Origin of the sequence: Clavibacter sp. VKM Ac-2872 (genome assembly GCF_015351105.1) — a bacterium.
Taxonomy (GTDB): domain Bacteria; phylum Actinomycetota; class Actinomycetes; order Actinomycetales; family Microbacteriaceae; genus Clavibacter.
Genome location: NZ_JADKRR010000001.1, coordinates 117,430 through 136,284 on the forward strand (window position 1 = coordinate 117,430; position 18,855 = coordinate 136,284).

Consider the following 18,855-nt stretch of genomic DNA (forward strand, 5'->3'; position numbering starts at 1 on the left):
GGCACCTGTGAGACCGCCGCACGCACGCCTCCGCCTGTCGCTACCGTGACACCACCTCGCCCGCCGCCGCCTCCCGTCGGCGGCGCCGACGGATCACGACGCTCCTCCTCCCGGTCCCGCCCGCGCGCATGCACGCGGGCCGCCCGGCGTGCTCCGCGGCGCTCGCGCGAGCCCGCGCCAGGAGAGACGCCGCCATGCTCCGCATCCGTTCCATGAGACCGTCCCGCGTGCGGGTCGCCCTCGTCGCCCTCGCCGTCGCGACCGCGGTCGTGCCCTCCGTCGCGCCGACGTCGGCGTCCTCCGCGGGAGCCGCCCCCGGAGGGATCACGCCCGGTCACGTCCTGGGTGCGGACGGCCGCAGCGCGGAGGCGTATCAGCTCTCCGACGCGATCCTCGAGCACGTCTACGTGCAGGCCGACATGGACTCCGACGGCGACGGTCGCGAGGACCTCATCCGCGCCGACATCCAGCGCCCGCGCACGCCCTCCGGCATCACCGTGCCGAGCATCATCGGCGCCTCCGGGTACTTCGGCGCGCCGATCGACACGACCACGAAGCCCTACGTCGATCCGGAGCACCGCGACACCAGCGACCTGTCCTCCATGCCGGGCTGGGAGAACAACTACTTCGTGCCCCGCGGCTACGCCGTCCTCTCCGTCGATGTCGCCGGGACGAACTTCTCGGAGGGCTGCGTCGACGACGTCGGGCCGAACGACGTCGAGTCGGTGGCGGCCGTCATCCGCTGGCTGCACCACGAGCCGGGTTCGGTCGCGTACCGCGACCTCGACCGGGCCGTCCCCGTCGACTCCGCGTGGAGCTCCGGCCTCAGCGCGGTGAGCGGAATGTCCTACGACGGCGGCATCGCGCACGCCGTCGCCACCTCGGCCCACGTGCCGGGGCTGAGGACGGTCGTCCCCATCGAGGGCGGCACGAGCGCCTACAACACGCGCCCGAACGGCATCGACGTGGGAGGGGGCACGGCCGAGTTCTCCGAGTACCTCACGGAACCCGAGCCGGCCGGCACGAAGTCCCCGAAGCTGCCGCAGTCGCTCCGGGATCACCAGGCGGCGAAGCGGAAGACGTGCCAGGCGTCCTTCGACGCGATGCGCGCCCAGTCGGATCCCGCCGGCCGCACGGACAACGCGTTCTGGCAGGCCCGCGACTACACGCGGAAGGTCGACCAGATCGCCCGGAACGGCGTCAGCGAGTTCATCGCGCAGGGGCAGGGCGACATGGTCGTCCGCACCAACGAGCTCGCCGCCCACTGGGCGGCGCTGCAGCGCGCCGGCGTGACCTCGAAGCTCTGGCTCCACCAGGCCGGGCACGTCGAGGCGTTCCGGTTCGACCGGCCGACCTGGGTGGACACGCTGCACCGGTGGTACGACCACGCCCTCCTCGGGGTGGCGAACGGGATCACGGCGGAGCCGCCCGTGCGGGTCCAGACCTCGCCGACCACCTGGCAGGACAGCGCCGTCTGGCCCGCCGCGGGCAGCGTCGCCACGACGCTGCACCCGGGTGCGGTCACGGGCGGCCTCGGCGCGCTCGGCATGGCGCCGGATCCCGCGGCCGGATCGGCCTCCTACGCCGCCAGCCTCCAGGAGGACGACTCGCCGACCGCGCTCACGCGTGGCGCCGCCGAGCCCCGCGCGGCGAAGGACCGGCTCGTCTTCACCAGCCCCGCCCTCGATCACGACGTGCGGATCTCCGGCACGCCGCGCATGTCGGTCCGCGTCACGCCGGGGGCCGGCGACACCGACGTGTCCGTCGCGCTGGTCGACTACGGCCCCCAGACCATCGTCGACACCCCCTCCGACGATGAGCTGGTCCTCCTGAAGACGGGCACCGCGTACGGCCAGTCGACTCCGGCCGACCGCGGGGAGTACTACGACGAGACCCTGGCCACCCGGAGCACCGGCAGCTTCGTGTTCTCGCGCGGCATCGGGAACACGGCGCACCACGAGTCCCTCCAGGCGTACACGCCGGTGCCCGCGGGCGACACGATCGACCTGGCCTGGGATCTCCAGCCCGTCGACCACGTGATCCCCGCGGGGCACCGGCTGGGGATCATCGTCTACAACGACGGCCTCCGGTCGGCCGCGGACGAGGACGGGTCGCGCGTCGTCACCGCCGGCTCCACGGTCGACCTCGCGCACAGCTCCATCGTCGTGCCCGTCGTGGGCGGCGCCGTCGACGGAGTCGCACGATGACCCGCGGCATCCCCTCCCGTCCCGGTGCCCGGCGCGGGCGGCGCACGGCCGCCCTCAGCGCGACGGCTCTCGCCGCGCTGGCGGCGCTGGCCGGCGCCGCTCCCGCCCAGGCCTTCGAGCTCGAGGGCCCGCACTGGGCCACCCCGCAGCTGACGATCGACACGACCGACGTCCCCGCGGGGCCCTTCCACGATGCGCTCGACGCCGCGGCGGGCGAGTACACGTCGCTCACCCACGCCTCCGTGAGCACCGCCGACGCCACCGGCTCGCCGTGGGCGGCGCAGGTCGTCGACCAGGGCGACGACGGCTACGAGGGCTACTCCACATGGAGATACGACGGTCAGCGCATCACCTACTCGGCCGCCATGCACCTCAACACCCACTACCTCGACGATTCGCTGCCCACCACGCGGCTGAAGGTGGTGTGGGAGCACGAGACGGGGCACGTCCTCGGGCTCGCCCACGTGCCGGGCATCGACCACGTCATGTACTACCGGGCATCCGACGCCTACGACGACGGCGTGACCGGCCTCACCGACGACGAGGTCGCCGGGATCGACTCGATCTACTGATGGGCACGCGCATGGACACGACCACCTCGACGACCGCAGCGACGATCCGCCTCGCCGCCCTCGCCCTGGGAGCCGGCGTGCTCCTGCTGGCCGGCTGCGCCGCCGCACCCACGGGTGCCTCCGCGGGCGCTCCGGCGGGCGACGCGTCCACGGCGGCGCCGATGGACCCCGGCATGGACATGCCGATGGAGGCGGGGCCGGGATCGCACACCCACGGATCCCGCCACACCCTCTACGGCTCGCTCGCCGCGCTCGCGGACGACAGCGTCGAAGTCGTCACGGGCACCGTCGTCGCGCAGCGCGAGGTGGCCGACCTCGGGCCGAGCGCCCCGGCCACGGTCTCGACGGTGCGGGTCGCGTCGGTCGCGAAGACCGCGCGCGGCGTCGCGGTCGGCGACGAGGTCGAGGTGCGGCAGATCGGCACGGCCGCGGAGCCGGGCCCGGCGGCGATGCTCGTGAGCGGATCCGCGTACCTCCTCTACCTGCGGCCCTCGCGCCTTCCCGGCGATGCCGCCTCCCAGTCGTTCGTGACGGGCGGCTCCGCTGGGATCTTCGCGGTTCCGGACGCGGGCGTGCCGGCGGACGGCGCCACGGGGCCGTCGGCGACGTTCGCGCGGATCGACCACGAGCAGGGCGACGTCCTGCCCGAGCGTGTCGACGCGGATCACGCGCTCGGCTGACCGGCGCCGCGCGATCCCGGCGCGGCGTCGCCCGGGCGCTCCCGTACCCTGGACCGGACGACCGGGAGGCGGACGGGTGCAGGCACGGCAGGAGCGGACGCTGCGCGCCGCGCTGTCCGCGTCCGTCTGCACGCTCGTCACGGCGACGCTGCACGCGGCGGCCGGCGGCGGGATCCCGCATCCGCTCGTCCTGGGGCTCGCCCTCGTGCTCGGCGTCGCCCTGTGCTTCGCGCTGGGCGGACGCCGGGTGGCGCTCGCTCCGCTCGTGCTCGCGATCGGCGCCACGCAGGGCGTGCTGCACGCGGCGTTCACGTTCGGCGGATCCGCGGTCGCGCCGGGGATGCCCCTGGGCGCGACCGCGTCCGCCGGGCACGAGCACGCGCACGCCACGGCGGATGCCGCGCGCGTGCTCGCCGGCGGCTCCGCGATGGCCGGGATGCCCGCCGGCCACGACGGCGCGATGCTGCTCGCCCACGTGATCGCCGGGATCGTCAGCGTGTGCTCGCTCCGCGCCGGCGCCGACGCGCTCCGCCGGGTCGTGCGCGCCCTCGCGCTGCGGGTCGGCGCGGCCGTGGGCGGCGCCGTCGGGTCGCTCGTCCGCGCCGCGGTCGCGCTGGCCGCCGCGCTCGCCGCGCCGGCCGCGGCACCCCGGCCGCGCCGGCTCGCGACCGACCTCCGTCCCGCGCGCCCCGTCTCGCTCCTCTCCGCGCGGATCCAGGGTCGCCGCGGCCCGCCGCGCGGCGCGCTCGCCGCCTGATCCGCGCCCGCCGCGTCCCTCGAGGAGCCCGGGCGCGGTCCCGCGTCGCCGCCGCGTCGCCCGTCGTCCGCCCGCGCCCTCCGCGCGATCCGGCCGGGCCTCGTCGCGCAGCCGCGCGCCTCCCGCACGCCCGGACCCGCACGGCCACGCCCGTGCTCCACCGAAGGACAGCCATGCCCTCCCGCACCACCCGCACCACCCGCCCCGCCTCCCGATCCGGCCGCCGCATCGGCGCCCGCGGGCTCCCCGTCGCCCTCGGCGCCGCCGCCGGCCTCGCGCTCGCCGTGTCGGCGCCGCTCGCCGCCTCCGCGCACATCGAGCTCGACGCGTCCGCCACCTCGCCCGCCACGCTCAGCGTCCTGACCTTCGCGGTCGGGCACGGCTGCGAGGGATCCGCCACCACGTCCCTCGCGATCCGCTTCCCCGCCGCCGTGCAGGCCGTGAAGCCGACCCTCGCGCCCGGCTGGTCGGTCGCCGAGCAGGAGGCGGCCGACGGCACGACCGTGACCTACACGGCCGACACCCCGCTGCCCGACGCCCTGCGCGCGACCGTGCAGGTCGAGGCGCTGCTGCCCGTCGACGGGGCGGCCGGGGACGTCGTGACGTTCCCGACGCTGCAGACGTGCGTCGCCGGATCCACCGACTGGGCCGAGACGCCCGCCGCGGGCACCGAGCCCGACCACCCGGCGCCGGCGATCACGCTGACCGACGCCGCCACCGGTGCGGGCATGGCCGGGATGGGGACGAGCACGGAGGCCGCCGCGGCCGCCCCCGCCGTCGCGCCGGTCGACCCGGTCGCCCGCCTCCTCGGCCTCGGCGCCCTCGTCGTGGGCGTCGTCGCCGTGATGCTCCTCACGATCGGCATGCGCCGCCCGCAGCAGGGCGGCCGACGATGACCGCCGTGGACGACCGCGCGGACGAGGCGGCGGCGCCCGCCGCGCCCGCCCCCGCGATCACGCGCCCGCAGCGCGGCTGGTTCATCCCGCTGCTGCTGCGCCTGCACTTCCTCGCCGGGATCCTCGTGGGCCCGTTCATCCTCACCGCGGCCCTGAGCGGCGCGGCCTACGCGCTCGCGCCGACCGCCGAGCAGATCGTGTACGCGCACGAGCTGCACGCCCCCGCGACGGGATCCACCGTGCCGCTCGCCGCGCAGGTCGAGGCCGCGGAGGCCGTGGTCGGCGGATCCGGCACGCTCGTCGCCGTCCGCCCGGCCCCGTCGCCCGGCGACACCACGCGCGTCATGTTCACGGGCGACGGCCTCATCCCGAGCCAGACGCGCGCGATCTTCGTCGACCCAGCCGACGCCTCCATCCGCGGCGACCTGCCCGTCTACGGCACGAGCGGCGCCCTGCCGCTGCGCACCGCGATCAGCGACTTCCACCGCAGGCTCGGGCTCGGCGATGCCGGCCGGATCTACAGCGAGCTCGCCGCGAGCTGGCTCGGCATCGTGATGCTCGCGGGCCTCGGCCTGTGGGTCGCGCGCTGGCGCCGCTCGCCGCGCCGCCGCGACCTCGTGCGGCCGGACGCGCGGGCCACCGGCTATCGGCGGATCCTCTCCTGGCACGCCTCCACGGGCGTCTGGCTGGTGGCGGGTGCCCTGTTCCTGTCGGCCACGGGCATCACGTGGTCGCAGTTCGGCGGGCAGAACGTGACCGACCTCCGGGCCGCGCTCAGCTGGCAGACGCCGAGCCTCGCGACCGCGCTCCCGGGAGCGGGAGCGGGCGGGGCGTCGGCGGCGGATCCGCATGCCGGCCACCACGCGTCCGCGGCACCCGCGTCGACCCCGGCCGTCGACCCCGCGACCTTCGACGAGGTCCTCCGGGTCGCGCGGGGCGTCAACGTGAACACGGGCCTCGTGGAGATCAAGCCCCCCGCGGCTGCCGACCAGGCGTGGACGGTGAGCGAGATCCAGCGCAGCTTCCCGACCGAGGTCGACCAGGTGGCCGTGGACGGCAGCACGCTCCAGGTCGTGGGCCGCACCGACTTCGCCGACTACCCGTTGGCCGCGAAGCTCGCGCGCTGGGGGATCGACACGCACCAGGGATCCATGTTCGGGCTGCCGAACCAGCTGCTGCTCGCGGTGACCGCGCTCGGCATCGCCGCGATGGTCGTGTTCGGGTACCTGATGTGGTGGAAGCGCCGGCCGGGCGTCGCGCGCCCCGGCCGTCCCGCCCCCGCGGGTGCGCTCGTGCGGGCGCCGTGGTGGGGGATCGCGGCGGTCGTCGCGGTCGGCGTCGGCGTGGGGCTGTTCCTGCCGCTCGTCGGGATCCCGCTGGTCGGCTTCGTGCTGCTCGACGCGCTGATCACCGCGGCGCGCGTGCACCGGGCCGGCGCTCCCGCCTGATCGCGCCCGCCGCGCCGCGCCGCGCCGGACCGCGCCGCGCCGGCTGCCGGTCGCCCGCGCCTCAGCGGGCGGCCGGCGCCGGCCCGGTCGACGCGGCCACGTGCAGCGGGCACGGCAGCAGCGCGTGCGGCAGCTCCGCGGCCGTGCCGTCGAGCCGCGCGAGCAGCGTCTCGACGGCGAGCCGGCCGAGCTCCTGGCCGGGCGCGTCCATGGTGCTGAGCGCGGGCTCGACGAGCGCGCCCGCCTCCGTGGACGAGGCGAGCGACAGGATCGAGACGTCGTCCGGCACGCGCCGCCCCGCCGCGTCGAGCCCCGAGATGAGGCCGCGCGCCGCCGGGTCGTTGAGGAGCATGACCGCGGTGATCCCCGGATCCGCCGCCAGGAGCTCGCCCGCCGCCGCGCGTCCGCCCGCGGGCGTCGGCGCGCACCGGGCGACCCGGCCGCCGAGCCCGCGCGCGGCCGTCTCCCCGAGGAACGCCCGCTCGGTGCGCGTCGTCGGGCCGTACCCGCGCAGCGGCCCGCCCTCGAGGTCCTCCACCAGGAGCCCGAACCGGCGGTGCCCGAGGCCCTGGAGATGGTCGAGGCCGTCGGCGACGGTGCGCGCGAAGTCCATGTCGACGAACGGCAGGTCGCGGGTCTCGGCCGTGCGCCCGATGGAGACGAACGGCACGTCGAGGGCCGCCAGCTCCCGGATGCGCGCGTCGTCCATGCGCACCTCCATCACGATGACGCCGTCGACGAGCCGGCCGCTCACGAGGTCGGACACGTCGTCGGGCGACGTGTCGGTGGGCCAGAGCACGAGGTGGTAGCCGAGCTCCGACGCGCGCGTGGCGGCGCTCATGAAGATCTCGAGGGCGATGCGGCTGAGGCGCTGCACGTCGGCGGGGAACAGCAGCGCGACGATCCGGGTGCGCTTGCTGGCGAGCGCGCGGGCCACGACGTTGTTGCGGTAGCCGAGCTCCTCCATCGCCTCGGTGACGGCCCGCCGCGTCGGCGCGGAGACGGGCTTCGTGCCGTTGACGACGAAGGAGACCGTGGCGATCGAGACCCCCGCGCGCGCGGCGACCTCTCGCATGGTCGGGATGGCGGCTCCTCGAGGTCGGGCGGCGCGGGCCCGGTCGTCGGCCGGGCGCGTGCTCAGCGTATAGCGGGGTCCGCGGCCCGATGCGGGTCGGCCGGGGCGCGGAACCGCGAGACGAGGATGAGCGCGCCCGTGATCGCGCAGACCGCGAGCGTGAGGCCGACCACGTACGCGGCGACCGTGCCGTACCCGCCGGGCGACGAGTCCGGGTTCAGGAACCCGTACGGGTAGTAGGTGGCGGTGCGGAAGACCTCGTCGCCGGTGAACGGGCCGCGGAGGAGCGTGACGAGGATCCAGGCGAGGGGGAACGCGATGACCCGGCCGATGGCGCCCGCGCGGAGCGGCCGGCGGTCGGGCGCGATGATCCAGTCGAGCAGCACGATCAGCGGCACGGCGACGTGCACGATCTGGTCGGCCCAGTCGAGCTTCAGCGCCTCCGGCTGGGGCTGGCCGCGCAGCAGCAGGTTCCAGACGATGCCCGTGATGACGAGGTAGACGGTGGACGCGAGCCGCAGCGTGACCCAGCCGACCCCGGGATCCACCACGCGGCCCCGCGCGAGCCGCACGCCGCCGACGGTCAGGACGACCGCGCCGAGCAGGTTCGCGTCGACGGTGAAGAACAGGGCGAAGTCGAGCGACTTGCCGGCGATGCCGGTGACGCCGATGTCCTGCCAGTAGGCGAAGTTGACGTGGTACTGGGCGATGACGCCGATGACGGCGGCGATCGCGGTGGCGATGCGGACGACGGAGAGGAGGATGCGCACGGACGAGGATCCCACGCTCGCGGCCCCGCTGCCGGTCGGCGCGGCCGGTCGCGTGGTCGCGCGCCTCCGCGTGGCCGCGCGGCCCAATCCGGGGGGGCGACCTCGCGGTCGATCGGTCTCCGTCTTCGCGAAGGGGAAAGCGCGACGAGGTAGGGCATGCGCCGGCGACTTCAGCGGGCGAGGTGGGGCGGATCATACAGCATGTCCGGATGGCGGGATCAACGCTCGCGAAATAGCCGAAGGCGTGGTTATAGTCGGCGGGGTTCGGGGATATCGACTGACGCTTCTCCCCGATTCCACGCGAGGGGATCCGTCTGTCGGACCCGGCAGATCGAGGGAAGCATGGATTCCATGAAGCAGCGCGTCGCAGTCATAGGCCAGGGATATGTGGGACTCCCGCTGGCGTTGACGGCCGTGCGCGCGGGCCACGTCGTCTTCGGGGTCGAGAATTCAGACGCGCGAGCGCGTCGATTGGCCGCCTCCTCGTCGTACATCGATGATGTGTCGGATCGAGATCTCCGTGAAGCCCACGAGAGCGGGCGATACTCGGTGGTGAGCGACACGACCGAGCTCCGCGAATTGGATGTGGTGGTCATCACCGTTCCCACGCCCCTCGACGGCGAAGGCCGCCCGGACCTCAGATTCGTTCTCGCGAGCATCGGCGGGCTCCGTAACGCCCTCCACAGCAGGGCGACCGTGGTGGTGGAATCCACGACCTTCCCCGGGACCACGGAGGAGATCATCGGACCCGTCCTGGAGCGGGTCACGGGAAGGCGCATCGGCTCCTCCCTGCACCTGGGCTTCAGCCCTGAGCGTGTGGATCCGGGCAATCCCGCCCACGATGCGCGGTCGACGCCGAAACTCGTGTCCGGAGTCACCTCTGCGTGCCTGGACGAGATCCGCGGCTTCTACGCATCGCTCGGCATCCCGACGGTCGATGTGTCAGGGACGCGCGAAGCCGAATTCGCCAAGCTCCTCGAGAACACGTTCCGGCTCGTGAACATCGGGTTGGTGAACGAGCTGGCCGAATACGGGCACAAACGCGGAATCGACGTGCGCGAGGCGATCAGGGCAGCGAGCACGAAGCCCTTCGGGTACATGGCGTTCTCACCCGGGCCCGGCGTCGGGGGCCATTGCATACCGATCGACCCCCATTACCTCGCATGGGATGCGAATGCGTCAGCGGGCATGGGTCTCGATCTCGTGGAGTCGGCCTACCGCGTCAACGAACGCCGGCCCGATTACATCGCTGGCGTCGTGTCCGCCCATCTCGATCACCACGGCGCAGGGGCGGTGGTGATCGTGATCGGCGCCGCCTACAAGCCGGGGATCGCCGATGTGCGTGAATCCCCGGCCATCAGCGTCGTCGCGGGGCTCCGGGCCCGCGGACACGAGGTGGTGGTGTACGACCCCGTCGTCGGCGACGGAGACCTCGGCGATATCCGAGTGCACGGGCGCCTGTCCGACGAGGACATCCGGCGAGCCGCGATCGCCGTCCTCGTCACCGATCACGGCGAGAACGACTACTCACGTCTGCAGCAGGCGGGCGTCCCCATCATCGACACTCGTGGCCGGCTCGGGCGGAGCGCGCTCGTGACGCTCTGAACATCACCGTCCGACATGCCGACCGCATCCGGCCCGTCTTCGCCCTGCATCACCGAACGAGAGGAAGCACATGCACATCGCCGACATCTCCATCACGCCCATCGCGGTCAAGGACCCGCCCCTCCTGAACTCGGAGGGGGTGCACCAGACCCACGCGCTCCGGTCCGTCCTCAAGGTGACGACGTCGGATGGCGTGGTCGGATGGGGCGAGACCTACGGTGACGACGTCATGCTCCGATGGCTGAACAGGCTCGCCCCGCAGATCGTGGGGATCGACCCCTTCGACACGAACCGGATCGCCGGCATCGTCGAGGAGGAGCTCCGGACCAGCGTCAACGAGACCGGCGACGAGAGGCCCGCCGGCGCCGGGTACCCGATGGCAGATGCGGCCTCGCAGAAGACCCGCGCGGCCGTGTTCTCCGCGTTCGAGGTCCCCTGCCTCGACATCCAGGGGAAGACGCTCGGGCGCCCGGTATCCGATCTGCTCGGTGGTCGCATACGAGATCGTGTCGACTTCTCGGCGTACCTGTTCTACAAGTGGGGCGAGCACCCTGACGCCCCGTATGAGCCCGACACCTGGGGTGAGGTGCTGTCCGCCGAGGCCATGGTGGGAGAGGCCGAGCGCATGGTCCGCGAACACGGCTTCCGATCCTTGAAGGTGAAGGGCGGGGTGTTGCCGCCGGCGGAGGAGGTGCGCACGGTGCTCGCGCTGCAGGCCGCGCTCCCGGGGCTCCCGATCCGCATCGACCCGAACGCAGCGTGGACCGTGGACGTCGCGATCGAGGTCGGGCGAAGGCTCGAGGGCAAGGTCGACTACCTGGAGGATCCCGTCGCGTCCACGTCGGCCATGGCTGAGGTGGCGCGGCGCGTGGATATGCCCCTCGCGACGAACATGTGCGTCACCGCGTTCGAGGACGTCCCTGAGGCCGTCCGGGCAGGTGCGCCCCAGATCCTTCTCTCGGACCACCACTTCTGGGGAGGCCTTCGGCGATCGGTCGAGCTCGACCGGCTGTGCGAGACCTTCGATCTGTCGCTCTCGATGCACTCGAATACTCATCTCGGGATCAGCCTGGCCGCCATGACGCACTTCGGCGCCGTCTCCCGCACGATGCGCTATTCATGCGACACCCACCGCCCGTGGCAGACGGAGGACGTGCTGTCCGACCGGACACCGCTGCCCATCGAGGACGGGGCGGTGGCGGTCCCCGCCGGGCCCGGTCTCGGGATCGAGGTGGACGAGGACGCCGTGGCGGCACTGCACGAGCAGTGGCGGACGTGCGGCGTGAGGACCCGCGACGACGTCACACCGATGCGCGCGGTCGACCCCGACTGGACTGGTGCCGTGCCCCGGTTCACGACGTATTGAGCGAGCCGTTGATGTCGAGGATCCTGCTCGTCGGAGGCGGGCGCGGGCTGCACGACCTCATCCGGTCGCGGGCGCCCGGGCTCCGTACGGTCGTCCTCGGCCGGAGCTCCGCCCTCGGGCTGATCTCGAGCCCGGAGCGGAACGACTTCGTGGGGCTGCTGCCGGAGGACGCCACCGGCGAGGCATGGGTCGAGACGGCCCGGTGGATCCGTTCCCGGTGGCCGTTCGACCGGGTGACCGCTCTCGCGGAGATCGATCAGGACAAGGCCGCCCTCATCGCCTCGGAGCTCGGACTGGCCTACCACCAGCCCGGACTCGTCGATCTCGTCAACGACAAGCACGCGATGCGCGAGGCGCTTCGTCGCGAAGGCCTCACGGCGGTCCGGTCCGGGCGACCCGGTGACGCCTCAGCAGCATTGACGTGCGCTGAGGACCTGGGCTATCCGCTCGTGGTGAAGCCGAACGGCGGCCGCGGCAGCGCCGGCGTGCGGGTCGTCGCGGACGACAGCGAGCTCGTCGAGGCCTTCGCCTACGCGTCGGAGATCGGCGCCGATGCGGGGGCGGAACGGGCATGCCTGGTCGCCTCGACGCCGATGGTCGAGCAGTTCGTCTCAGGACGTGAGTTCAGCGTGGAGGCGTTCACCCACGAGGGCGAACACCACATCGCGGCCATCACGGAGAAGTTCATCGACGAGCGGTCCCATGTCGAGGTGGGGCATGTCGTCCCGGCCCGGATCCCCGAGCCCGAGCACCGCGCAATCGCCCAGTACGTCGACGCCGTCCTCACTGCGCTCGATGTGCGGCACGGGGTCACCCACACCGAGGTCATGTCCGGTCCCCATGGCGTCGAGATCATCGAGACCCACCTCCGCAAAGCCGGCGATGAGATCCTCGAGCTCGTGGCCGATGCCACGGGGTGGGTGCTGGACGAGGCGACGGTGGACCAGGCGGCGACCGGGGGGTTCACCCCGCCCGCGTGGGCTGAGGAGACCGCGCGCGCGGGGAGGCACTACGTCGGAGCGGCTGCCGTGTGGTTCGCACTCGCGGAGCGCCCGGGGCGGGTGCACTCGGTCGAGGGGATCGAAGCGGTGCAGGGGACGCCGGGTGTGCGGGAGGCGAAGCCTCTCGTGCACCCGGGTGACGGCGTGGTCCCCGCCCGATCATCCCTCGACCGGATCGCGCGCGTGCGCGTCGTCGCGGCTGATGCGGACGCGGCGATGTCGGCCGCGACATCAGCTGTGGAGGCTCTCATGATCCTCGGAGAGGAAGGTGGGGCGCTGTGATCGCGGAGACCGGCGAGGCCCGCCTGCCGATCGGGATCATCGATTCCCGGGCCTCGGACCCCATGCGTCGATGGTCGACCCTCGAGTTCCTGGGCGACTCGTTGGCAGGTGACGTCGACACGCGGACCTGGTGCGACGACGCCGGTGACGCCGCGGTCGTCGGCTTCGACTTCACCGGGACGCGCGTCCCCCTGACGTTCGATCTGGCCAAGCTGCTCGGCGCGAGCGACGATGGGATCGGGCGGAGGTGGCTCGTCCTCGGAGCGTCCGTGCGGTTCCGGCACACCCTCTACGGGGACGGCTCGAAGCTCGCCCCGCTCATGGAGCGCATCCACCGGGAGGCCCGGCTCCTCGGCTACGACGGCATCGTCGTGCCCTGGGTCGACGTCGACGATGAGGATCGCCAGGACCTGCTGGGCCAGCTGGGGTACCGGGCGGTGTTCTACGACGCCGACTGGTACGTCGACTGCGCGGGGCGCGGCGATCTCGAGGAGCTGATCGCGTCGATGCCGAGGACCGCACGCAAGCAGTTCACCAACGACCGCAATCGCTTCGCCCTGACCGGGACGCGCTTCCGCGATTGGCGAGCAGGCGACGAACGGTTCGCGCTGGGGATGCACCGCGACTTCATGAGCGATTACGGGCACGAGCGCGCGGAGTTCCGGGACGAGGCGTTCGCCCGGTTCGCCTCCCTGCCCGGCGCGACGATCCGTGTGGCCGAGGACGAGAGCGGACGCCTCGTCGGCTACGTCATGGCGCTCCGCGACGACTCGACGATGCACGTCCTGCGGTGGGGCCGACCGTCCGGGGACGTCCCGGACCGCCTCTACGCCAACCTCGGCTACCTCGATCCCTTGATGCAGGCCACGCGGGCAGGTGTGGATCGGGTCTGGCTCGGCAAGAACGCCCACCGCTTCAAGCAGCTGCGCGGTCTCATCCCGGTACCCGCGACATTCAACTTCCTCGCGCTCGACCCTGAGCGGCACGCGGGGCTCGCCCCGGTGGCGGCCGCCGCGGATGCGGCAGCGCGTTCCCGGTACGAGAGCGCCCTCGAGCTGTGAAGGCCTCCACGATCGTGGTCGGGGCCGGCGTCGCCGGGCGACGCCTGCACGCCGTAGCGACGAAGCGCCTCTTCCCCGACCGGCAGATCGACTTCGTGGACCCGTCGGTGGACGGCGCGTTCCCCACGCTCGTCGACTGTGCGGCGGAACGGAGCATCGCAGCATCCATCGTCCACGTGTGCACGCCGGCGGACACCCACGTGGACGTCCTCGAGGAAGCGCTGTCGCTGGGGGCGCGCGAGATCATCGTCGAGAAGCCGATCGCCGCTCACGGGCGGGATCTGGGGCGCTTCTCGGACCTCCTCGCGGGCCACCCGTCGGCGAGGGTCATCCCGGTCGCGGTCTGGCCGCACGCCCGGTCCATCCGGCATGTGCGGACGATCGTCGCTCGAGCCGTGGAGAGCGGCGCCGCTGCGTCATGCCGACTGGAGATGCATCAGCACAAGGACCGCCGCCGTGACGCGGCGCAGGGGAGAGGCGGCACCGCCTCGGTCTTCGACGTGGAGCTCCCGCACATGACCCTCCTGGCGCGGCATCTCCTGGGGCCCGTCCGCAGCGCGTCGGTCATCGCGGCCCGTCGAGAGGCCGATCCGGTCGCCTGCTCCGTGGAGCTCCGGCATGTCAGCGGCGCCGTGTCGACGCTGCACTCGTCTCTCGACGGCGGCGAACGTGAACGTCGCCTCGAGTTGACGACGTCATCCGGCGCGATCAGCGTGGAGCTCCCGAGATCCCGGGAGGAGCTGCACGCGACCGTCTCCCACGGGCACCGCGTCGAGCGCGTCCCCGAGCGGCCGCTCGACGACTTCCTGCTCAGCGCGTACCGGGTGTTCGTCGGCGTCGGGGAGCAGATGCCCGTCTCGATGACGGAGCACTTGGAAGCCGCCAGCTTGACGCTCCATCTCAGGGACGCAGAACACGAGGGAGGACACATGGAACGAGGTCGGACATGTCAGTGAGCTTCTTCACCTCGGTCCGCGGGCTGGAGGCGGACATCGTCGAGCTCCGACGCGGACTCCAGCGAGTGGACCAGCGAGACGCGCTCGTCGCCGAGCTCGAGGCGGAGATCCGCGAGCGTACGGGCGCCCGGCACTCCATCGCCTGCAACTCGGGTACCGACGCCTTGATCGCGCTGCTCATCGCAGCCGGCGTCGAGCCCGGCGACGAGGTCATCGTCCCGGCCTACAGCTTCTTCGCCAGCGCCTCGTGCGTGGTGCACGCCGGGGGAGTGCCGGTCTTCGTCGACATCGACCCGGACTCCTACGCGGCCACGGTGAGCGCGATCGAGGAGGCGATCACCCCTCGGACACGAGCGGTGCTGCTGGTCCACCTCTTCCACACGATGGCCGACGTCGTCGCCGTAGCCGACCTCTGCGCCACTCGCGACCTCGTGCTGGTCGAGGACAGCGCGGAGGCAATCGGCATGCGACGGGCCGGCGTGCACGCCGGCCTCTTCGGAGCAGGGGGCGCGCTCTCCTTCTTCCCCACGAAGACCTGGGGTGGGGTCGGTGACGGTGGAGCCGTGCTGACGGACGACGCCGGCATAGCCCGACGGGCGCGCGATGCGGTCGAGGGGCGCGGGCCCGCTCCGTGGACGAGCCGCATGGACGCGCTCCAGGCTGCCGTCCTCCTCGCTCGCAGCCATCGCCTCGACAGTGAGATCGACAGGCGAAGGCAACTCGCCGAGCGGTACACCGAGCGTCTCGGATCCGTGCCGCACGTGAAGACGCCCGCATCCCCGCTCCCTGGGCCTGGTGACTCGTCCGTCTGGTACGTCTACCTGATCGAGTCCGACCGCCGTGACGAGCTCGTCGACGCGCTTGCCGCAGCCGAGGTCGGGACCGAGATCTACTACCCCCGCGCCATCCCCGATCAACCGTGCTTCCGTGGGCCGGACTCGCCCGAGTTCCCTGTCGCCAGGCGAGCCGCGACCCGGGCGCTGGGTCTGCCTCTCTACGCCGACATGGACTCGAGCGACGTCGACACCGTCTGCCAGGTCATCAGAGCGACGATGCAGGGAGAGGCGGGACGATGAACCACCGGTTCGACAGCGAGCTCCTGGAGGAATCGGTCCTGGCGGTCGCGGGTTCCGGGCAGTTCATCCTCAAGGGCAGCACGGAGGCATTCGAGCGCGCCGCAGCCGCGGTCGTCGGATGGCATGCCGTCGGGACGAGCGGTCCCTTCGGCGCGGTCCTCCTCCTCGCCATGACGGCGGACCCTCGAGAGCCGGTCCGAGGTGGCGGCCTTCCCGCGGACGTCGAGGCGGGGATCCGCGCCGCTCGACGCTCGAAGTGGGCGGAGTTCCCCCGGTCTCCCTCGCTGACGCAGGGCTGGGACATCTGCAGCTGGCCTGACCTCCGGCCCACGAGCGCATACGGCGGACGGACCACGGCCGTCGTCGTCCGTGAGCTGTTCTCGGCGGCGGCGGCGACCACCATGGGGTTCGACGCCGTCATCTGGGACGTCGGGGGGAGCAGCGAGGTCTCAGCGCCGGGCGAGATCGCGGTCGTGTTCGCGCGAAGCGCCGAGGTGGCCGAACGCCTCCGCGCGCTCCGCAATCACGGCCAGCCGGTGGGCAGGCGATTCCATCATGAGCAGGTCGGCATCAACGCGCGCGTCGATGATGCGTTGGCCTCGTACCTCCTCAGCGAGCTGCAGGCCCTCGTCCCTCGGCGCGCGGACATCCGGGCGCGTGCACGGGCCCTCGAGACCGCGCTCGTCGGGCTCGCGCCCCACCACGTCGCGGATATCGACGGAGGTGGCGGTGTCCGCGTGGCTCGCGTCCCGGGTCCGCTCGCAACGGTCCTGGACCTGGCTGGCGTGCGGTGGCGGGAGGTGGGGGAGGAGTCCATGATCACGGTGCCCACGCACTTGGACGCCGACGAGATGATGGAGCTGGTGAGATCGATCGCGTCCGCTCTGGAGCCGACCGACGAGCCGGCGGTCCTCGTCACCGAGGGAGGTGCCCCGTGGTGAGCGCATGGCGCTCGCGTCTGAGCGGCATCACCGACGAGGGCGCGTCCGGATTCGCAGGGCAGCGCGCCCTGCACGCGCGGCTCGGCATCCCGAACCTCGAGCTGAGGACGTTCGACGAGACGGGGCTCGATCGCTTCCCGATGCGGACCCACATCGAGCACGCGGCGAAGCTGGAGGACGTCGGGTTGTCGGTCCCCGTCATCGACAGCCCGATCGGGAGCTGGGCGTTCGACATCGGTCGACCCATCCACGAGGACCTGGAGCAGCTCTCGCGATTCATCGACATCGCCCGCGCCTACGGGAGCACGGGCATCCGCGTCATGTCCTATCCGAACGACGGCCGTGATCCCGCTGCGTGGCGAGACGCCGTCATCACGCGCTTCTCGCAGTTGGTGGCTCCAGCGGAGGAGGCGGCGGTGACGCTCCTCATCGAGAACTGCGACGGCTGGGCCGGCCTGTCGGCGGTGAACACCCTGGATCTCCTCGCGTCCGTCGACTCCGATGCCCTCGCGCTGATCTTCGACACGGGGAACGGCGTCAGCTACGGCTATGACTCGGTGGAATTCCTGCAGCCGGTCATGGAGCACGTCCGACACGTGCACGTCAAGGACAGCGTCCGCGGGCCCGGCGGGGTCGATTTCGTCCCGGTCGCCACTGGCAGCTCGCGCGTACGCGAGTGCATCGAGCTCCTGGAGGAGCACGGGTACGGCGGCCTCTACAGCATCGAACCCCACGTCGAGCGTCAGCCGCATCTGGGCACGAGCAACGCGGATGACGCGCTCGCACGGTCGTACGAGCGATGCATGCGCGACGTCGAGCGAGTCCTCGAGGGCGCGACGGGACCGCGAGGGGCAGCTGCATGAGGGATGCCGATCTCGACTGGCTGCTCGACGTCCTCCGCGTCGCGAGCGTCTCCCCCCTCGAAGGAGGTGAGCCGCGTGCGACGGGCGACGCGCAACGACGGGTGTCGGCGGGAGCGCTCGCGCGTGGCTTCCGGGCGAGCCCGCCGCACGTGCCCGGTGCGGCGGTACTCGCTGATCCGGATCTGCCGACGGCCGTCCGGGAGGCGATAGCGTCGGGGGAGGGGGACTTCCTCGAGGAGCAATCGACGGTGATCCTGTCGATCGGCGACACGACCGACCCGCGGCGGACGATCGTGTTCAACTTCCACATCGACACCGTCGGTCCCCACATCGAACCCTCCCTCGACGGCGGATGCCTGCGCGGACGTGGAGCAGTCGACGCCAAGGGTCCGGGCATCGCGGCCCTTATCGGCATCGCCGACGCGTTCTCGGACCAGCCGGACCTCCGCGAGAGGATCGGCGTCGTGGTCACCGTGGTGCCCGGCGAGGAAGGCGGTGCGTTCGGGTTCTACGGGACGAAGGACGTCCTCCGCCGTCCCGACGTCCGGGGAGCGCTCATGGTCTTCCTGGAACCGACCTCCCAGCGCGTCGTCGACTCAGCGAGCGGGGTGATGACCCCTGAGCTCGTCGTCGCGGGCGACGACAGCACCGACGATGCACCCCAGTCCGGCACGAACGCGACCCTGGTGCTCGCCCATGCGGCCGTCGAGCTCGTGACGCAGCTCGCCCCTGTGGCGGAGGGAGTCGGGGCGAAGCTATGCGTCGCCGGGATCCACACCGGATCCGAGCACAACCGCGTGTACGGGAGCGGCAGCCTCAAGCTGAACATCGCGTACTACGACGACGCGGCACGTGACGCCATGGGGCGTGCGGTGACGGAGGCGGTGGAGATGCTGGGCCCCGATTTCGCCCGGCGGTTCGGGCACCTCGCCGTCATGCAGCGCACCGCGGTGGAGCACGACGACGTCTTCGCGCTCAGGTGGCAGAAGCGCGGGGTCCCGGCCCTGGAGAACAGGGACACGAGGCTCGAGGCGGTCCTGTCGCGCAGCGGCTTCCGAAGAGCCGAGGAGCCGCCGGTGGAAGTGGCGTTCACCTGCGACGCGGTCTGGGGGAGCGGGCGCGATGAGTACGTCGTCGTCCTCGGGCCGGGTGATCTCGGACGCAACGGCGCCCACACCGCTGACGAGCACGTCGACCTCGACGAGCTCGATGAGTTCTCCCGGCGGGTGCGGATGCTCATGTCGGAGTTCGCCGGCGAGCTCGCGGGACCGGAAGCGGATCAGGGATGACAGGACGGAG

The 18,855-nt window shown here is 72.5% G+C and carries 17 protein-coding genes; 15 read left to right on the forward strand and 2 right to left on the reverse strand.

Translation table 11 applies throughout. The features are described 5' to 3' along the window. The first annotated feature begins 212 nt into the window (after positions 1 to 212). The 6 genes from ITJ40_RS00620 to ITJ40_RS00645 all read left to right on the forward strand — a co-directional run bounded on the left by ITJ40_RS00620 (position 213) and on the right by ITJ40_RS00645 (position 6,560). Positions 213 to 2,207, forward strand: coding sequence for a CocE/NonD family hydrolase (locus ITJ40_RS00620; protein WP_194665063.1), 1,995 nt, complete (start codon positions 213 to 215; stop codon positions 2,205 to 2,207). Beyond that, on the forward strand, positions 2,204 to 2,779 hold the full coding sequence (locus tag ITJ40_RS00625) for a matrixin family metalloprotease (RefSeq protein WP_194665064.1): 576 nt from the start codon (positions 2,204 to 2,206) through the stop codon (positions 2,777 to 2,779). The genes ITJ40_RS00620 and ITJ40_RS00625 overlap by 4 nt, the downstream gene beginning before the upstream one ends. A gap of 11 nt (positions 2,780 to 2,790) precedes the next feature. Then, complete coding sequence (locus ITJ40_RS00630; protein ID WP_194665065.1) at positions 2,791 to 3,459, forward strand: hypothetical protein; 669 nt, start codon at positions 2,791 to 2,793, stop codon at positions 3,457 to 3,459. Between the two features lie 76 nt (positions 3,460 to 3,535). After that, positions 3,536 to 4,216 (forward strand): hypothetical protein, encoded by a 681-nt coding sequence (locus ITJ40_RS00635; RefSeq protein WP_194665066.1) that lies wholly within the window; start codon positions 3,536 to 3,538, stop codon positions 4,214 to 4,216. 173 nt (positions 4,217 to 4,389) lie between these two features. Further along, a complete protein-coding gene (locus ITJ40_RS00640) occupies positions 4,390 to 5,112 on the forward strand; it encodes a YcnI family protein (RefSeq protein WP_194665068.1) in 723 nt (240 codons plus the stop codon). Next, a complete protein-coding gene (locus ITJ40_RS00645; protein ID WP_194665069.1) occupies positions 5,109 to 6,560 on the forward strand; it encodes a PepSY domain-containing protein in 1,452 nt (483 codons plus the stop codon). The genes ITJ40_RS00640 and ITJ40_RS00645 overlap by 4 nt, the downstream gene beginning before the upstream one ends. A gap of 61 nt (positions 6,561 to 6,621) precedes the next feature. On the opposite strand, the gene ITJ40_RS00650 is transcribed toward ITJ40_RS00645, so the two are convergent. Further along, positions 6,622 to 7,635 (reverse strand): LacI family DNA-binding transcriptional regulator, encoded by a 1,014-nt coding sequence (locus ITJ40_RS00650; RefSeq protein WP_194665071.1) that lies wholly within the window; start codon positions 7,633 to 7,635, stop codon positions 6,622 to 6,624. 62 nt (positions 7,636 to 7,697) lie between these two features. Beyond that, positions 7,698 to 8,405 carry a Pr6Pr family membrane protein gene (locus tag ITJ40_RS00655; protein ID WP_370531955.1) on the reverse strand — a complete coding sequence of 236 codons (708 nt, stop codon included), beginning with the start codon at positions 8,403 to 8,405 and terminating at the stop codon, positions 7,698 to 7,700. Positions 8,406 to 8,756: 351 nt separating this feature from the next. Between ITJ40_RS00655 and ITJ40_RS00660 the strand changes: the two genes are divergently transcribed. From ITJ40_RS00660 to ITJ40_RS00700, 9 genes are all read left to right on the forward strand, one after another. Then, a complete protein-coding gene (locus ITJ40_RS00660) occupies positions 8,757 to 10,010 on the forward strand; it encodes a nucleotide sugar dehydrogenase (protein ID WP_194665078.1) in 1,254 nt (417 codons plus the stop codon). Between the two features lie 70 nt (positions 10,011 to 10,080). Beyond that, positions 10,081 to 11,376 carry an enolase C-terminal domain-like protein gene (locus ITJ40_RS00665; protein ID WP_194665079.1) on the forward strand — a complete coding sequence of 432 codons (1,296 nt, stop codon included), beginning with the start codon at positions 10,081 to 10,083 and terminating at the stop codon, positions 11,374 to 11,376. A gap of 149 nt (positions 11,377 to 11,525) precedes the next feature. Further along, positions 11,526 to 12,659 (forward strand): ATP-grasp domain-containing protein, encoded by a 1,134-nt coding sequence (locus tag ITJ40_RS00670; RefSeq protein ID WP_194665080.1) that lies wholly within the window; start codon positions 11,526 to 11,528, stop codon positions 12,657 to 12,659. Then, positions 12,656 to 13,720 carry a hypothetical protein gene (locus tag ITJ40_RS00675; protein WP_194665081.1) on the forward strand — a complete coding sequence of 355 codons (1,065 nt, stop codon included), beginning with the start codon at positions 12,656 to 12,658 and terminating at the stop codon, positions 13,718 to 13,720. The genes ITJ40_RS00670 and ITJ40_RS00675 overlap by 4 nt, the downstream gene beginning before the upstream one ends. A gap of 107 nt (positions 13,721 to 13,827) precedes the next feature. After that, positions 13,828 to 14,676, forward strand: coding sequence for a Gfo/Idh/MocA family oxidoreductase (locus ITJ40_RS00680; RefSeq protein WP_194665082.1), 849 nt, complete (start codon positions 13,828 to 13,830; stop codon positions 14,674 to 14,676). After that, positions 14,667 to 15,752, forward strand: a complete 1,086-nt coding sequence (locus ITJ40_RS00685; protein WP_194665083.1) for a DegT/DnrJ/EryC1/StrS aminotransferase family protein — start codon at positions 14,667 to 14,669, stop codon at positions 15,750 to 15,752. Before ITJ40_RS00680 ends, ITJ40_RS00685 begins: the two co-directional genes overlap by 10 nt. A 170-nt stretch (positions 15,753 to 15,922) precedes the next feature. Next, on the forward strand, positions 15,923 to 16,693 hold the full coding sequence (locus ITJ40_RS00690) for a DegT/DnrJ/EryC1/StrS family aminotransferase (RefSeq protein ID WP_194665084.1): 771 nt from the start codon (positions 15,923 to 15,925) through the stop codon (positions 16,691 to 16,693). Beyond that, complete coding sequence (locus tag ITJ40_RS00695; RefSeq protein WP_194665085.1) at positions 16,690 to 17,556, forward strand: sugar phosphate isomerase/epimerase family protein; 867 nt, start codon at positions 16,690 to 16,692, stop codon at positions 17,554 to 17,556. Before ITJ40_RS00690 ends, ITJ40_RS00695 begins: the two co-directional genes overlap by 4 nt. After that, positions 17,553 to 18,845 carry a M20/M25/M40 family metallo-hydrolase gene (locus ITJ40_RS00700; RefSeq protein WP_194665086.1) on the forward strand — a complete coding sequence of 431 codons (1,293 nt, stop codon included), beginning with the start codon at positions 17,553 to 17,555 and terminating at the stop codon, positions 18,843 to 18,845. Before ITJ40_RS00695 ends, ITJ40_RS00700 begins: the two co-directional genes overlap by 4 nt. The last annotated feature ends 10 nt before the right edge of the window (positions 18,846 to 18,855 follow it).